We start from the raw sequence: 15,412 nt of genomic DNA on the forward strand, positions 1-15,412 counted from the left end.
CGTTCATTATAGCTCCCCCTGAGAGCGATTTCAATATCCTTTTTATTTTTTTTGTAAGGCGTTTCTTTGACAACGGCTGTAAGCTATGAACCGCAGGCAAAAAAGCAGCAGGCTCCGAAGCATGCCTGCTGCTTAATATGATTCTGCCGTGATCCGTCACTTTTTAAGTGCGCTAAGCGTTAAGTTGGCGTTCCTTCTTGTCATGACGGTCACGGCCCAGCCCCCAGTCCCTGCTAAGCCGGGCATGCACCGCAAACGACAGGAATGACAATACGGCAACTCCCGCGGCCAACCACGCCACCGGAGTCAGCCCGCCGCCGTCATACATCGTTCCCATGGCATAAGGCCCGATCACCCGGCCAGCGGCTCCCATGCCGCCGGTCACGCCGATATAGAACGGAGCGGCTTGTCCCGCGCGTTCCGAAATAAAAGCCGGGATCGCTGGCGAAATGAGCATTTCGCCCAATGTGGCCAGCACCATCGCAAGGATCATGCCCGGATAGCTGTGCATCGCCACGATGACGACATAAGCCGCCAGGTAGAACAAGGCGCTCGCGGTCATCTGGCTGCTCTCCGTGCGGGCCGCCCATCGCTTGATGGCATTGGTCAGCGGCTGGGCGGCAAAGATCAGGATCCCGTTCAGCGTCCACAAATAACCGTAAGCCGTCTTGGACATCCCCTCCGAGATGATAAACGGAGACACGCCCGTGTTCCAGATGGAATTGCCGAACCATAGGAACAGCGAGCCCAGTCCCATAAAGAGATAGATGCGGGTGTCCCCAAGCAGTGCCCAAGCGCCGGGCCCCGCCGGAAGCGGACTCTTGGGCTGCGGATGATGCGACCCGTCGGACGCACCCGTTCCGCCCAGCTTCGTCAGGTAAGACAGGAAGAAAATCGCAAAGCCAAAGGACGTGACGCCGTTTAAGACAAAGCTTAAATGATACGATATCTCCGCCAGGAACCCGCTCATGGCCGTTCCCAAGGCTACGCCGATATTATTGGCAACATAGATGACGTTAAACAATTCGCCCCGCCGATCGGCAAACCGGAAGCCGATAAAGGCCTGGATGGCCGGCATCGATACGGCGTTGCAGAATCCGATGAAGCCCATCATCGCGATGAACAAGCCCCATAATCCGTTAATGAACGGGAGGGTGAACAATCCGAGGGCGTTCAGCAGGAGCGAGCCTACGATCAGCTTCTTCACCCCGACTCGGTGATATAACGCGCCGCCAAGGAGCTGACCCGCGATGCCCCCCATGGACTGAATCAAGATGACAAAGCCCGCATCCTGCATGCTGCGTCCCAGCTCGTCGAATACGTACATCGTTGTCAGCGGCCACATCAAGGAACCGCCTGCGGAGGCAACGAGACTTGCAACAAGAAAACCTTTTACTTCCTTAGGGTACTGCTCCAACCATTTCATGTTTATTATCTCCCAGCAGCCTCGCAGCAGTATATTTACGCATAAAACCTAAAATAGCCCCACAAAGTGGAGCCTACGCTCCGATGCTTATTCCAAATACTTTGCGGGGACCCCAAAAAACTTTATAAATTCTAATATATTAAAAAAAAGCCCATGCGGGCTTTTATAAATTCTTCTTAAAGGAAAGAGGCAAAGGCTTTCTACTTTGATACTCCTATAACCTGAATGAATGCACAATGCTTGTCATTTCTTATCGCCCAAATCCTAGTATCGCTTGAGAGATCCATTTTTAGCAAGCACACTCATTGACGCTTTACCTTAACAGCGAACAGGCGCTAAAAAGCGGATCCCCGCTTCACGAGGAACCGCTCTGGTCCGGGGCTCCCGTCTATCCCCCTCTCTTATCCGGGTTAGCATTTCTCGCTCTTGCAGGTATGCGTATTTGAACCGAGGTCCCGATTCCGACTTTGCTGAAGATGGACACGCCGTACTCGCTCCCGTAATGCAGCTTCACCCGCTGATCAATGTTGCGGATGCCGCAGCCGGTATGGCTGTTATCCCGGGGATCGAATATCTCCTGTATTCGCTCCTGCTTCATGCCTAGACCATCATCTATGATCCGGTACAGAATATCGTTGCCTTCCTTGTGAACCGAAATCCGAATATGAATGCGATCTCCACTCCAAGCATGCTTCAGCACATTCTCAATAAAGGGCTGGAGGATCAGCTTAATGGTCTCGTAAGGCCATACGTCTGCATCAATGTCGTAAGTGATTTCCAGCCTCCGGCCATACTTCACCTTCTGGATATCCAGATATGCGTTCGCCTGTTCCACCTCCACCGCTACCGGAATCAGCGTCTTCCCCGAATTTAAGGTAAGGCGATAGAATTGGGCCAGCTCCACCACCATCTTCTGCAGCTTCTCGTTCTCCCCGAACTTGGCCAGCTGGTTGATCGATGACAACGTGTTGTACAGAAAATGTGGGTTGATCTGAGTCTGCAGCATCTCAAGCTCCGCCTCTTTCTTCTGGATCTGGGTCAGATAGACCTTATTAATCAGCGCTTCAAAATCTTCTCCCATCTCATTCAAGGCATTGGCGATTTGGGAAAACTCTCCCTTCCCCTTATCCGGCATGCGCTTATGCAGATCTCCTTCCCGGAAGGAGTTGAGCACCGATACAATTTTATTGATCCGCTTGGAGAAATAGCGCGAAATAATAAAGCCTGCTCCGATTAATAATGCTACGCACAGCAAGCAGATCGTAATGAAATACATCCGAACCCGCACGGCTTCCTGTTCAATGATCGTCAGCGGCACATGGGCAATGATTTTCCAGTCCAGCTGCGGAAGACGCTCCTCGATGGTGAGGTATTCCGGATCCGGAATACCGCCAGGGGAGACGTATCGGTTCGTACCGGCGATGCTCGCCGTTCCGCCTTTATTCAGCAGCTTGCCCGAAGTAAAGACAGCCTCCCCCGCACCATCCAGCACAATCAACTCGCTGCCCGCGCCCAGCTTCTTGAAGTTCACGCTGTCGAACAACTCGCTCTTGCGAACGCTAAAGCGCATAATGCCCACTTCGGCGATCGCCAGCGGATTGTTCATATCGACGATTCGGCGAATCAGCGATATTCTGCCGTCACGCTCATCCTCTTCCACCTGCTTCCACAGCATGGTCTCGTTATACTGCTCAGCCGGAATGTCCCGATACCACGCCGTGTCCACGATGCGGCCCATATGATAGATATCCGCCGTTTGCTCGTTGAAGTCGCGGGTGCTGTCGTCACGCCATACCTTGTATCTTTCATTCACGGACTCATTATGAAAATAAACGGACATCCTCAAGTTCAAGCCGATCGCCTTCGAGGCGCTTTCCAGCTTGGGAATGATCACCTGATTCATCCGGTTGTAGCCCTCGACGCCTTCTTCAAACGAACGCAGACTAAGCACCAGAGTGCGGTTATCGTACAGCGTCGCCGAGGTCTGAACGATATCGTTCATTTTGTAGGTGACATTGTCCTTTATCTGCAGCAGCGTCCCTTGAATATTCAAGCGGGTCTGCTTGCGCATGGAAGCATCGTACATCGAATGGGAGACGTAAAAGTTCACGGCCACCAGAATCAGGATGAACAAGATATAGGACAGCATGAGTTTTAAACCGATCGGCACGTATCTCGCGCTTGCTTTCTTCTCCCGGACCGATTGCATCATGGACCTCCTTAATCCTCCCGCTTCCGGAATTCGAGAGGGGTCATGCCGTATCGCTCCTTGAACTGCCTGCTGAAATAGGGGAGATACCGATACCCTACCTGATCGGCCACTTCGTATATTTTCAGACCCGGCTGCTTCAGCAGCTCTTGCGCCTTCTCCATACGCAGCTGCACCAACAGCTCGTTAAAGGTGCTCCCCGATTTCTCCTTGATCAGAAAGCCGATATGGCTCGGGGAAAAAGAAAAATGCTGGGCGATATCCTTAATGGTGATATTCTCGCTCATTCGTTCACGGATGGTATGAATCACGTTACGGATGAATTTGCTGTCCTTCGAGTTGTTTTTTTCATACAGCCGTTCGGAAATTTCGAATATCCGCTGCACAAACCAAGAACGGATATCGTTGATGGTGTCGAATTGCATCAAGATATCCAAATGGTGGATCTCCATGCCGAGCAGCTCGAACAGATCCTCGTTCCGGCTGCTGAGATACTGATCCAGGCGCCAAATGATGTAATTGGACATGTTGTGAACCGAGAAGCGGGAACGCAGATTCGTAATGGAGCCGAACAGCCCCTCTACTTCGTCGCAGATGCGGACGAGCTCATAGCCTTCCATCGCGGCAAGCAGCTTGTTCATGTGCGCATCCAGCATTCTGGAATCCAGCATGCCCGGCTCCGCGCGCACATCCTCGTATTTGATCAGGCTGCCCTTGCCGAGGAACATCTTCCCTTCTACGGCTTCGATCGCCTGCCGATACGATGACTGAAGCTCCTCCATCGCATATGCCAGCCCGCTGATGCCCGTAGTAATGGAGGCCGGCGTCAGCTGCTGGATGGCGTCATATACCTTATGTACGGTCGGCTCGACGGCCTCGTCCTCCAGCAGCAGCGCCACTCGCTGGGAAGACAGCTTGCAGTAAGGCACGATGCCTTGCCTCGCGATCACATCGTGAATCTGCTGCAGAAATATGCGCGAGACTTCCCGCTGCGAGGTGAAGCTCCCTCCCTGCCTCCACAGTAGATTATCCAATTCCATCACCACGACGCGAATGGGCCAGTTCATGCGGTCCAGCCCGCAGGAAACCGTCAGCTTGGATAACGATTCGTTGTCCTCCGTCTCTTCCTCCCGGAGCAGACGAATGAGCAAATCGCTCTTCACGATCGGAATCATTCGCTGGTAAGCCATCTCCACCTCGCGCTGCTTGGTCTCATCGTCCAAATCCCGCTTTACCTTGAGCAGGGAGGTGACCAATTCGCTGTCGTTCATCGGCTTTAGGACATAGCTGTAGGCTTTCAAGGACATGGCCTGCTGAACGTAGCTGAATTCCTGATACCCGCTCACAAATATAATGCGCATGTTGGGCCTGCGCTCAAGTGCAATGCGCGCCAGCTCCAGTCCCGACATATAGGGCATGTTCACGTCGCTGACCAATATATCGATGGGCTCTTCCTCCATGATTTCGCAGGCAGCCAGCGCATTGTTTACGCTCCCCCTCACTTCCATGCCCAGATCAGACCAGGGAATAAAGCGTTTCATGCCCTCCAGATCAAGCTCTTCGTCATCCACTAACAGGACCTTATACATAGCCATCCCTCCATCCGTTTGCCGATGATCACCAAAGCAGAGAGATCCCAAAGGATCTCCTGGAAATCCCTTGGGATAGATATACTCGATTTTCTTTGTGAACACCGATAGGTTATTCCTGATTCATCTTCTTCAGGTTCTCCTGCCACCTTGCCGTCCGCCATTCCAACAGCTTGCCGTAACCGATCGCCATGAGATCCTCATTACCCTGATCGAGGATTTTATCCACATCCTCATCACTTTTCGCCATGACCGAATTGGCATAAATCTCGAGGAACAATTCATCCACCGAGGTTTGGATGATGCCTTCCTCGGACTCCGGCGGCGGATTCAGGTTCACGAACTCCGTCACGTTATATTGGGTCGGCCAGGTGATCGTCTGCTGATACTTCGTTCTCCAGTCCTGCTCTTCAAACGGCAGCTCAGCCATGTATTTGTATTTGGCCGGGTCGATGTAACTGGTATTGCTGACAAACATGATCGGTTCGTTCTTCGTCTGAATATCGGCTACCTCTGCCGGGTCGTAGTCCGCTGTAAAGTTCGGTTTCCCTTCTTCATCGAAGCCCTCCCAGTTGTCGCCCTCGGGGCCGAAGAACTGAAGGTTCATGCCCTCCGGACCGGTGTACCAATCCAGGAAGGCGAAGATGGCTTCCGGATCCTTGGCAGCCGTCGTAATGTAAGCGGCATTCCAGCCAAAGCTGGTATAGGTGCCCGGATAGATCTTGTTCTTATCCAGACCCGGCTTGTGGATCGGCCAGATCATGAAATATCCGCCGTCCGGATCCTCCTTGATAAGCTCAGGCTGCGCGTCTCCCGCCATCGTGGTCGGACTGGAGCCGGCAAATACGGCAACCCGGCCGGTCATTACCTTCTCCAGCACCTGATCCTCCGTCTGGGTAAAGGCATCCTGGGAAATCAGCTTCTCGCGGTACAGCTTGGCGATGTACTTCTGTGCCTCGCGAAACACCGGGTCGGTGAACACCGAGGTGAGCTTGCCGTCCTTCGGCACGGCGCGCATGGAGCTGTTCAGGTAGGTATACAGCGTGCCTTCGCCGAACGCCGTGTAGAGCACGCCCAAACCCTGCATATCTCTTGCACGATGCGGTTCAAACGGAATCACGCTGCTGCCGTACTTTTCCTTCACTTTGACCAGGTAGTTATAGAGATCGTCCGTCGTTTCCAGCGGGGGAGCGCCCAATTCGTCGTATATTTTCTTGTTGACCACATATCCCGCATTGCCCGCCGGCCTTGACGTGTACCAGTTCGGGAACATATACAGCTTGCCGTCGTCGTGGCGAAGCATGTTCAAATTATCGCCCATCCACGTCTTCAAGTTCGGGTACTTATCCAGATAGTCGTCAAAAGCGACCAGCTTTCCTGCCTCGCGGAGCCTCTCCAGATCCGGGTGATTGCGATCCGTCCAGATCATGTCGGGGAGCTGATCGGAGGCCATCAGGGCGCTCAGCTTCTGCGTATGGGCACCGGCCGCCGCGATCATGCTGATCTTAACGCCCTTGTTCTCGCTCAGCCATTTGCCCGCCGGCGTACTCTCCCATGCAGGGAAATTCGTGTTTTCATAGTGGGCATAGGCCGTGAATTCAAGCGGCTTCTCCCCCAGCACCCATTTTCCGTCAGGATTTCCCGGCTGCTCTGCCTTCGGTGTTCCCCCGTTATCGGTTTGGGCCGTCTTCGGCGTCGTCTCAGGCGATGCGCCGCTTGTGCCGGACTTGCCGCTGCAGCCCGTGAGCGCAGCGGTCAGTACCAGCATGACCGATAACGTCAGCAGCATGGGTCTTGACTTTTTTTTCATAAACCTAACCCCTCTCCATTTAACTTCTAATGCACTTCAAGCCGTCAACCTGTTCCTTATATGTCCAAAGCGGATCTTCCGCCCTAAACCAAAACCGATTATTCCTTAAGGGAACCGACCAGCACCCCTTTGACAAAATACTTCTGCAGGAAGGGATACACCATGATAATGGGCATCGTAACCACGATCATGATCGCCATCTGCAACGATTTGGACGTGATCTGTTTCGTCTTCTCCATCAGGGCGATGGAGCTGGTATCCAGCAGCGCGGTCTGCTCGCTCACGATATTGGCATTCAGCGTCTCCCGCAGGATCGTCTGGATGGGCATCAGGTTGCCGTTCGTGATATAGATGCTCGGCAGGAACCAGTCGTTCCAGTGCGCCACCGCCGTCAGCAAAGCCAGCGTAGCGATGACCGGACCCGAAAGCGGGAGAATGATCCGAAAGAAGATGCCCCAGGTGCTGCAGCCATCAATATGAGCGGACTCCTCAAGCCCGTTCGGAAGCCCCTTGAAGAACGTCCGAAAGATGATCATGTTCCACACGCTGATCAGCGAAGGAATGATAAAGACCAGGAAGGAATCCATCAGACCGAGCGAGCGGATCAGCAGATAGGTTGGAATCAGGCCTCCGCCGAAATACATCGTGAAGACAAAGAACACCATGTAAAATCCCCTGCCGATCAAGTAAGTCCGCGTCATGCCGTAGGCTAGAAGGGCTGTCATGAAGATGGAGGCCACCGTACCGATGACCGCCCGGCTGATTGATACGGCAAATCCGTTCAGCAGCCGGCTGTCGCCCAAAATAATTTCGTAATTCTGCAGGGTAAACTCCCGGGGCCAGAAGGTAATGCCACCCTTGGCGGTATCGACCCCCACATTGAACGATACAACGATGGCATTCCAGAACGGGTAGAATGCTGAAAAAGCAAGTAAGGATAACAGACTATAAATGATGACCAGCATCATTCGGTCGCTAAAGCTGAGTCTTTTTAACATACAGGGCCCCCTACCATAAACTATTGCCGGACCTTCGGGCGATGTAATTGGCGATGGTGAGCAGCCCGATACTGATAATGGCTTTGAACAATCCGATGGCCACGCCGTAGGAATAACGGTGACTGCCGATCCCTACGCGGTATACGTAAGTGTCGATGACGTCCGATACCGGCCTCAGAACGGGATTGGTCGCCAGCAGCAAAATATCTTCGAAGCCGGCATTGAGCAGGTTGCCGATGGCCAGAATCATGAAGATGACCACAACCGGCAGGATGGAAGGCAGGGTGATGAGATAAATTTGCTTGAACTTACTCGCCCCATCCATATCCGCAGCCTCATACAGATGCGGATCTACGCTTGCGATGGCGGCCAAATACACGATGGAACCGAATCCGATCTCCTTCCAAACGTTGGCCGAGATGAGAATCGACAGGAAATACTCCTTGAGGGACAGGAAGTTGATAGGCTCCTGAATCGTGCCGATTTTTTGAAGGAGCATGTTGACGCTTCCGTTCTCCGTTGCCAGCAGGGCCGTCGTGAGACCCGCTACGATAACCCAGCTCATAAAATGCGGCAGGTAGGTAATCGTCTGAACGACCCGCTTGAAGAACATGTGACGGACTTCGTTCAGCATCAGAGCGAGAATGATCGGAGCCGGAAAGCCGATAAGAAATTTCAATAAACTGATCACGATCGTGTTGCGGATCAAGCGTTCGAATTCCGGCGCGGCAAAAAAAGCTTCAAAGTGCTTGAATCCGACCCAGGGATTCTCCCAAATTCGCGAGCCCGTAAACAGGTTGTAGTCCATAAAACCTGTCAGCACCCCGTACATGGGCAGATAAGAAAAGATCAAGACGAGGATGATGCCCGGAATGACCATCAGCTGGGCATCCCATTGCTTCATCAAGCGCCTCAGGAAGCTCCGGCTGTAAACCTTACCTTTCGAAGACAGCCCTTCAGGCTGCGGTTTCGGTGCGGTTGGGGACATTTTCTTCCTCCCATCTATCTAAATTCATTCGTGCTTTTAGCATTTGCCCCGTTCACATGAACTGGTGGGCCGATTACCGCTATGCTGCGGGCTTAAGAACATTCTACCTTTGACAAATGTGTGAAACTATATAACAAACACGCGATTTTTGATACTTCGGACGGATTCTGGCTATTGACAGTTCCGCAAAAAGTATAAGAAATGCCGGCAATGAAAAAGGCCTGTAAGATCCGGGGATCTTACAGGCCTTTTTGTTTCACGTGCACTATACAAAAAAGAAGCCCCCTGAGGGGGCCTCTTCTGCGTCATCTGTCCTTGGGCCATCCGTCTGCCTAGGATGGGTCTATCGCTTTATTGCTTCCGCTTCACCTCGACCACCGTCGAGAAGAAGGTAGCCCCTCCACCCAAGTCGGACAGCCTGTCCGGCGTAAGGGCATTGGCGCGCTGCTTGCGGCCCTCGCCTTCCCACCACAGGCCTTGGCTGACTACGGTGCCCGGCAGCATTTTATCCGTCACCTTCGCCCGGACTTCATAGGTTCCGCGGTCATTATATACGATGACCATCTCGCCGTCCTGGAGCCCGCGTTCCTCCGCATCCGCCGGGTGAATCTGCAGGGCCGGCTCCTTCTCCAGCTTCTGATGCTTCTCCACGTTCGCAAAGGTCGAGTTCAGGAAGTTATGGTTCGGCGGCGAAATGAACATGAGCGGGTATTGGTGCCCGCGGCCGCGCCTTACCCCGTCATATCCTTCCTTCAGCGGCACGTAGGTCGGAAGGGGCGGCAGACCTGCTTCCTCCAGCTGCGCAGAGTATAACTCGATGCGTCCCGAAGGTGTCGGCAAACGATCCAGATACGTGTCAAGCGGCGTCATATCGAGCTTCACATGGCGGTGTTCCCTCAGCTTGTCCAGCGTGACGCCGTTTAGATAAGGGTTATCCGGGAAGTCGAGCGCTCTTGCGATCATCTCTTCCTCGGTCTCATGAAAAGCCGGTTCCTGGAATCCCATAGCCCGTCCCAGCAAGGAGAACAGCTCTACGTTGCCCTTGCTTTCCCCAAGTGCCGGAATGACCGGCTCCTGCAGCTGAACGTACTGATGCCAGTAGGAAGCGTACAGGTCCGTATTCTCGAACGAGGAGGTTGCCGGGAGCACGATATCGGCATACTTGGCCGTATCCGTCATAAACAGGTCATGCACAACCGTAAACAGATCTTCCCGTGCAAACCCTTCCCTGACCCGCTCGGTATCGGGAGCCACAACCAGCGGATTGCTGCAATAAACGAAGAGCGACTTAATCGGCTGTTCGGTCATGGCAAGCGCTTCGCCGATCCGGTTCATGTTAATCGTGCGCGCTTCGGGATTCGGCCGGAGATCGGGACGCTCAAGCGCGTCGCTATCCATGCTGTTGTAACCGCCGTTCGACTTGGCGGCCCCTCCGCCCCGCTTCAGCCATTGTCCGGTCAAAGCGGGAAGCGCGGCAATGCTGCGCACCGTCAAGCCGCCGTTGTCGTGATGCTGAAGACCGTTGCCGATATGGATGTAGGAGGTATCGGCCCGGCCGTAGAGCTCGGCCAATTTCTCGATATCCTCGATCGAGATGCCGGTAATGGAAGAAACGTGCTCCGGCGTGTATTCTTTGACGTGCTCGCGCAAGGCTTCATGACCAATCGTATACTTGCGGAGGAATTCCTCATTTATCATGCCGTCACGGAACATGATGTGCATGAGGCCGACGGCCAGCGCCGCATCCGTGCCTGGATACAGCGGAATGAACCAGTCGGCCCATTGCCCCGTCTGGTTCTTGTGGACATCGATCACAACGACCTTGGCACCGGCTTTGCGCGCTTTCTCTGCAATCACCATCTGGTGCATATTGGTGCTGACGATGTTGCCGCCCCAGACGAGGATGACGTCGGCTCGTACGGTGTCCTCCGGAACGGTTCCCCCATTAAACCCCATCACGGATTTCCAGCCCTCATTGCCCGCGGAATTGCAGATCGACTGCTTCAGGCGGCTGGCACCCAGCCTGTTGAAGAATCTGCGGTCCATGCCGTCGACGCTCAATATCCCCATATTGCCGTAGAAGCTGTAAGGCAGGATACTCTTGGAGCCGTATTCCTCAATCAAGTCCTTATAGCGTCCCGCAATCTCCTGAATGGCTTCGTCCCAGCTGATCCGCTCGAAGGCGCCCTCTCCCTTGGGACCTACCCTTCGCAGCGGATAGAGCACGCGTTCCGGATGGTACACCCGGTGTGCCATATTACGGACTTTATTGCAGATGGCTCCCTGCGTAATTGGATGCTCCGGATTACCGGTCACCTTGACGATTTTTCCGTTCTCTTTATGCAGCAGCAGGCCGCATGTATCGGGACAATCCAACGGACATACCGCCGGAAATACGCCGTTTTCCTGATGAATCATCGCTTGAGTCATTTCGTACTTCCCCCTTATGCTCGGCTGCATCATATCCCTTTATCTTAAAAGAAAATCGGGGTTCCAGTAAAGTCATACATTTTTTTCTAATCAGGTGATTCACTTTACTTTCCCCCGGGTATATTCCTATCAAGAGCAAAGAAGAGGAACCCAGACCCTTTCTCTTCCTTGCCGAATCATGGACCACTCCCAAAAAAATTCGCCATGCCAGTGTCTCCTCCCCCGAGACCGGCATGGCGAATTTGTTCCCCACTCCTAATCCTCCATATTATAGAAACTCGTGATTTTCGCAGTAAACATGCAAAATAAAAAGCCTGTCAAAGCCACGTCTTTATGTAAGCGCTTATCTGTCATTTTTTATAAATAATTCTGTTCGAATGATCGTTGGAGGATGTTTTACAAACGATTGGAGCAGGCGTAATATACTATTCAGCTTCGAAAACATTCTTCATATTCACATGACATTCGCTTAATTTCCATGATGGAAAGCGGGGGAACCAACCGTATGGAGGGATACCTATAGGATCCTTCAACCATACTATGGGGTGAATCCTGATGCGTCGCGTACGTACGCCGCGATGGAATCAGGTAGGGCGACTCTCACCGCCCGAATCCGACAGCTAACCTCGTCAGCGTTGATCGGGAGGGTTGTGAACTTGTGATCAAACACAGGGTTCTAACCTGTGTTTTTTGTTTGCCAAAAATCAGCATAGGAATGGTGACCGTTCCTATGTCCAGCATATAAAAAACACCGATAGAAGTCCGTTCAGGGAGCTTCTACCATGAACTTAATCTTAAGCGGCGGTGAAAAACAACCATGTTATCCTCAATCAAGCGCTTCCTCATCGGAAGACCGCTTAAATCAACGGAATTAGGCGAACAAAAGCTGAATAAAACCAAGGCGCTGGCCATCCTGTCTTCCGATGCGCTATCGTCCGTGGCCTATGGCCCGGAACAAATCCTCATTGTGTTGATGACCGTCGGGGCAGCTGCCTATTGGTATTCCATACCGATTGCCGTCGGCGTCCTGGTCTTATTGCTGGCACTTATCCTGTCGTACAGACAAATTATTTTCTCCTATCCGCACGGCGGCGGCGCATATGTCGTGTCCAAACGGAATTTGGGCATGTACCCGGGGCTGGTGGCCGGCGGTTCCTTGCTCGTGGACTATATCCTGACGGTTGCGGTCAGCGTGTCGGCCGGGACGGATGCGATCACGTCGGCTTTTCCGGAATTGCACGCCTATAATCTGCCGATCTCCATCGTGTTCGTTCTATGCTTGACCGTATTGAATTTAAGAGGAGTTACGGAGTCGGCCTCCATATTGGCTTATCCGGTTTACCTGTTCGTGCTTGCGTTATTCATCCTGATCGGGGTAGGGATATTCAACATTGCCACAGGCCATGCGTCTCCGGAGCTTCATACGCCGATCGGCACGCCCGTAGCCGGGCTGAGCTTGTTCCTGCTCCTGCGCGCATTTGCCTCGGGCAGCTCCGCCCTGACCGGCGTGGAGGCGATTTCCAATGCCATTCCGAATTTCAAAGACCCGGCCCCGAATAACGCCGCCAAAACTCTGGTGGCGATGGGATCGCTGCTGGCCCTGTTATTTTCGGGCATCGTTTTCCTGGCTTATTACTATGGGGTCAGTCCCAGCGAACAAGTCACGGTCGTTTCCCAAATTGCCGAGCATACCTTCGGGCGAAATGCGCTTTATTACTTCATACAAGGGACAACGGCCTTAATTCTGATCCTTGCCGCCAACACGGGGTATTCCGCTTTTCCCCTGCTGGCCGTCAATCTGGCGAAGGATAAGTTCATTCCTAGAATGTTCACCGTCCGCGGCGACCGTCTGGGATACTCAAACGGAATCATGATTCTTGGATTTTTCTCCATTCTGCTGCTGCTGGCTTTTGAAGGCAAAACCGAGCATCTGATTCCGCTGTATGCCGTCGGCGTGTTTATCCCGTTTACCCTCTCCCAGACCGGGATGATGGTGAAATGGATTCGCGAAAAGCCCGAAGGCTGGATCGTCAAGCTGATCATTAACACCACCGGCGCATGCATCAGCTTTATCGTGACCATGATCTTCTTCTTTACGAAATTCGCCCAGGTGTGGTCCGTCCTGATATTCCTGCCGCTGATCATCTGGATTTTCACCCGGATCCGCAAGCATTACGAGGCGGTAGCGGACCAGCTCCGGATTACGACCTGCGAGCCGGTTAAGCCGATTGAGGGGAATGTCATCATCCTGCCTGTGGCAGGAATCACGCATGTGGTGGAGAACTCGCTGAATTACGCCAAATCGCTGGGAGCGGGCCAAATCATCGCAGTGTACGTGCCGTTCGAGCGGGAGGAGGAAGTCGCCTTCCAGGAAAAATGGAAAAAGTGGCAGCCGGACATCCGGCTGGTGACGCTGCACTCGCCTTATCGGAGCATCATTCAGCCGCTGACGAAATTCATCAATACCGTGCAGCGCAAGGCCAGCGAATCCGACTATCAGGTTACCGTCGTCATTCCGCAGTTCATCCCCAAGAAGGGCTGGCATAATTTTCTGCACAATCAATCCAGCCTGCTCATCCGGGCACATCTCCTGTATCGGAGAGACGTGATCATCACGACGGTTCCCTACCATTTAAAAAAATAGCGGGCTTGTTCCCTGCTTGATTCATTACTTGGAACAGCCTCGCCCATCACGACAAAAAGCTGCGATCAACCGCTGCCTTTCATCAAGGACGGTTGAACGCAGCTTTTTCTTTAAGCCAGACGCTCGCCAGGCTTCCGGCATTAGGAAACATTCTGCGCCGAATGAACCTGTTGAGGAGCGCCGGCCGATGGCACAGGCGTCTGCTCGCCGCGCGGAGCGGCTGCGGCCTGTTTCTCCTGCTTTAAATAAACGGTTCCGTATGTCGCTCCCACAAATAACGCGCCGCCAACGAAATTGCCCAGCCATACCGGAATGAAGTTCATCAGATACTCGCCCCAGCTGTAATAGCCTTCAAAAATCGCGGCCGGGATGAGAAACATGTTGGCCACCACGTGCTGAAACCCGATGGCGACAAACGCCATGGTCGGAAACCAGATCCCGAGAATTTTGCCGCTCATCTGATCCGATCCGTAGGACAGCCATACGGCGAGGGCTACGAGCCAGTTGCACCCGATGCCCGACAGGAAGGCTTGCAGGAAGCTGTCGTCCAGCTTATGCCCGGCCATATCCACCAGTTTCTCCAGGTAAACGCCGCTGCCTGTCAGACCGGTCACATGTCCGAAGAAGTAAGCGACGAATAACGCTCCCAACATATTGCTGACCGTGACAAGCGCTAAATTCCGCATCATCTCCTTCGTGGAAATTCTCCTCTTGAATCTGGCCAAGGACACGGCCATCATGTTGCCCGTCAGCAGCTCCCCGCCTGCAAGCAGGACAAGAATCAATCCGACGGGGAATACCGCAGCGCCTATAAAACCGGCAATCCCTCCCCATTCCGGAGACGCTCCGGCAATCACGCGTATGTCAAGCAAAAAGCCGAGCGCAATAAATGCCCCCGCAAGGAATCCTAATATCATCACGTTTATGGCGGAGTTATGCGCTTTTTTTACCCCGTTCTCCACGGTAATCTCCGCAATGCGCTCAGGTTTATGGTAAGCCATGGCACTCCCTCATTTCTTCCGCATCCGCCTTGTCTACCTATCCGAATGCAGATCATGATATTCGTGTTATCGTTACCAACATTGTAACGCAGCTTCTTTGGCAAGAACGTGAATTATATCACGATCGTGTCCGTAAGGGACGGACAGGTACAGATGTGATGTTCCGTATGCCTTGATCTGCTGACCATGCTGCAGCGAATAACATGGATCAGATTCGGTGTGGCCATTTAAGCGATATAGGATATAGGCACAGCACATAGTCCATGGGTGGAGCTTCGGATCAGCTTTAGCGGGCGGGGTGACTGACTTTCGCTCCC

Annotated in this window: 9 protein-coding genes and 1 riboswitch; of the genes, 1 reads left to right on the top strand and 8 read right to left on the bottom strand. The window is 53.1% G+C overall.

What is annotated here, in order from left to right; genetic code table 11:
- Positions 1–172: 172 nt before the first annotated feature.
- The 7 genes from MHH82_RS30520 to MHH82_RS30550 all read right to left on the bottom strand — a co-directional run bounded on the left by MHH82_RS30520 (position 173) and on the right by MHH82_RS30550 (position 11,450).
- Positions 173–1,426, bottom strand: coding sequence for an MFS transporter (locus MHH82_RS30520; protein WP_036662055.1), 1,254 nt, complete (start codon positions 1,424–1,426; stop codon positions 173–175).
- A gap of 388 nt (positions 1,427–1,814) precedes the next feature.
- A complete protein-coding gene (locus tag MHH82_RS30525; protein ID WP_251501572.1) occupies positions 1,815–3,635 on the bottom strand; it encodes a cache domain-containing sensor histidine kinase in 1,821 nt (606 codons plus the stop codon).
- 11 nt (positions 3,636–3,646) lie between these two features.
- Positions 3,647–5,224, bottom strand: a complete 1,578-nt coding sequence (locus MHH82_RS30530) for a response regulator (protein ID WP_015737782.1) — start codon at positions 5,222–5,224, stop codon at positions 3,647–3,649.
- A gap of 112 nt (positions 5,225–5,336) precedes the next feature.
- A complete protein-coding gene (locus MHH82_RS30535; RefSeq protein WP_340969276.1) occupies positions 5,337–7,034 on the bottom strand; it encodes an extracellular solute-binding protein in 1,698 nt (565 codons plus the stop codon).
- A gap of 98 nt (positions 7,035–7,132) precedes the next feature.
- Positions 7,133–8,032: a carbohydrate ABC transporter permease gene (locus MHH82_RS30540; protein ID WP_015737784.1), complete on the bottom strand. Its 900-nt coding sequence runs from the start codon at positions 8,030–8,032 to the stop codon at positions 7,133–7,135.
- A 10-nt stretch (positions 8,033–8,042) separates the two neighbouring features.
- Positions 8,043–9,020, bottom strand: coding sequence for an ABC transporter permease (locus MHH82_RS30545; RefSeq protein WP_015737785.1), 978 nt, complete (start codon positions 9,018–9,020; stop codon positions 8,043–8,045).
- A gap of 351 nt (positions 9,021–9,371) precedes the next feature.
- Entirely contained in the window at positions 9,372–11,450 is a 2,079-nt protein-coding gene (locus MHH82_RS30550) for a molybdopterin-containing oxidoreductase family protein (RefSeq protein WP_340969278.1), read from the bottom strand.
- A gap of 456 nt (positions 11,451–11,906) precedes the next feature.
- Positions 11,907–12,101, top strand: a riboswitch (cyclic di-AMP (ydaO/yuaA leader).
- 166 nt (positions 12,102–12,267) lie between these two features.
- On the opposite strand from MHH82_RS30550, the gene MHH82_RS30555 reads away from it, so the two are divergent.
- Positions 12,268–14,094: an APC family permease gene (locus MHH82_RS30555; protein WP_340969280.1), complete on the top strand. Its 1,827-nt coding sequence runs from the start codon at positions 12,268–12,270 to the stop codon at positions 14,092–14,094.
- Between the two features lie 140 nt (positions 14,095–14,234).
- Here the strand turns inward: MHH82_RS30555 and MHH82_RS30560 are convergent, their stop codons facing one another.
- On the bottom strand, positions 14,235–15,095 hold the full coding sequence (locus tag MHH82_RS30560) for a formate/nitrite transporter family protein (RefSeq protein ID WP_192570374.1): 861 nt from the start codon (positions 15,093–15,095) through the stop codon (positions 14,235–14,237).
- Between the last annotated feature and the right edge of the window lie 317 nt (positions 15,096–15,412).

This window comes from Bacillus sp. FSL K6-6540, assembly GCF_038007545.1.

What these genes read in the sequence shown, in the direction of transcription:
- MHH82_RS30520 (WP_036662055.1), bottom strand. Translation starts at nt 1,426, where the DNA reads ATGAAATGGTTGGAGCAGTACCCTAAGGAAGTAAAAGGTTTTCTTGTT.
- MHH82_RS30525 (WP_251501572.1), bottom strand. Translation starts at nt 3,635, where the DNA reads ATGCAATCGGTCCGGGAGAAGAAAGCAAGCGCGAGATACGTGCCGATC.
- MHH82_RS30530 (WP_015737782.1), bottom strand. Translation starts at nt 5,224, where the DNA reads ATGTATAAGGTCCTGTTAGTGGATGACGAAGAGCTTGATCTGGAGGGC.
- MHH82_RS30535 (WP_340969276.1), bottom strand. Translation starts at nt 7,034, where the DNA reads ATGAAAAAAAAGTCAAGACCCATGCTGCTGACGTTATCGGTCATGCTG.
- MHH82_RS30540 (WP_015737784.1), bottom strand. Translation starts at nt 8,032, where the DNA reads ATGTTAAAAAGACTCAGCTTTAGCGACCGAATGATGCTGGTCATCATT.
- MHH82_RS30545 (WP_015737785.1), bottom strand. Translation starts at nt 9,020, where the DNA reads ATGTCCCCAACCGCACCGAAACCGCAGCCTGAAGGGCTGTCTTCGAAA.
- MHH82_RS30550 (WP_340969278.1), bottom strand. Translation starts at nt 11,450, where the DNA reads ATGACTCAAGCGATGATTCATCAGGAAAACGGCGTATTTCCGGCGGTA.
- MHH82_RS30555 (WP_340969280.1), top strand. Translation starts at nt 12,268, where the DNA reads ATGTTATCCTCAATCAAGCGCTTCCTCATCGGAAGACCGCTTAAATCA.
- MHH82_RS30560 (WP_192570374.1), bottom strand. Translation starts at nt 15,095, where the DNA reads ATGGCTTACCATAAACCTGAGCGCATTGCGGAGATTACCGTGGAGAAC.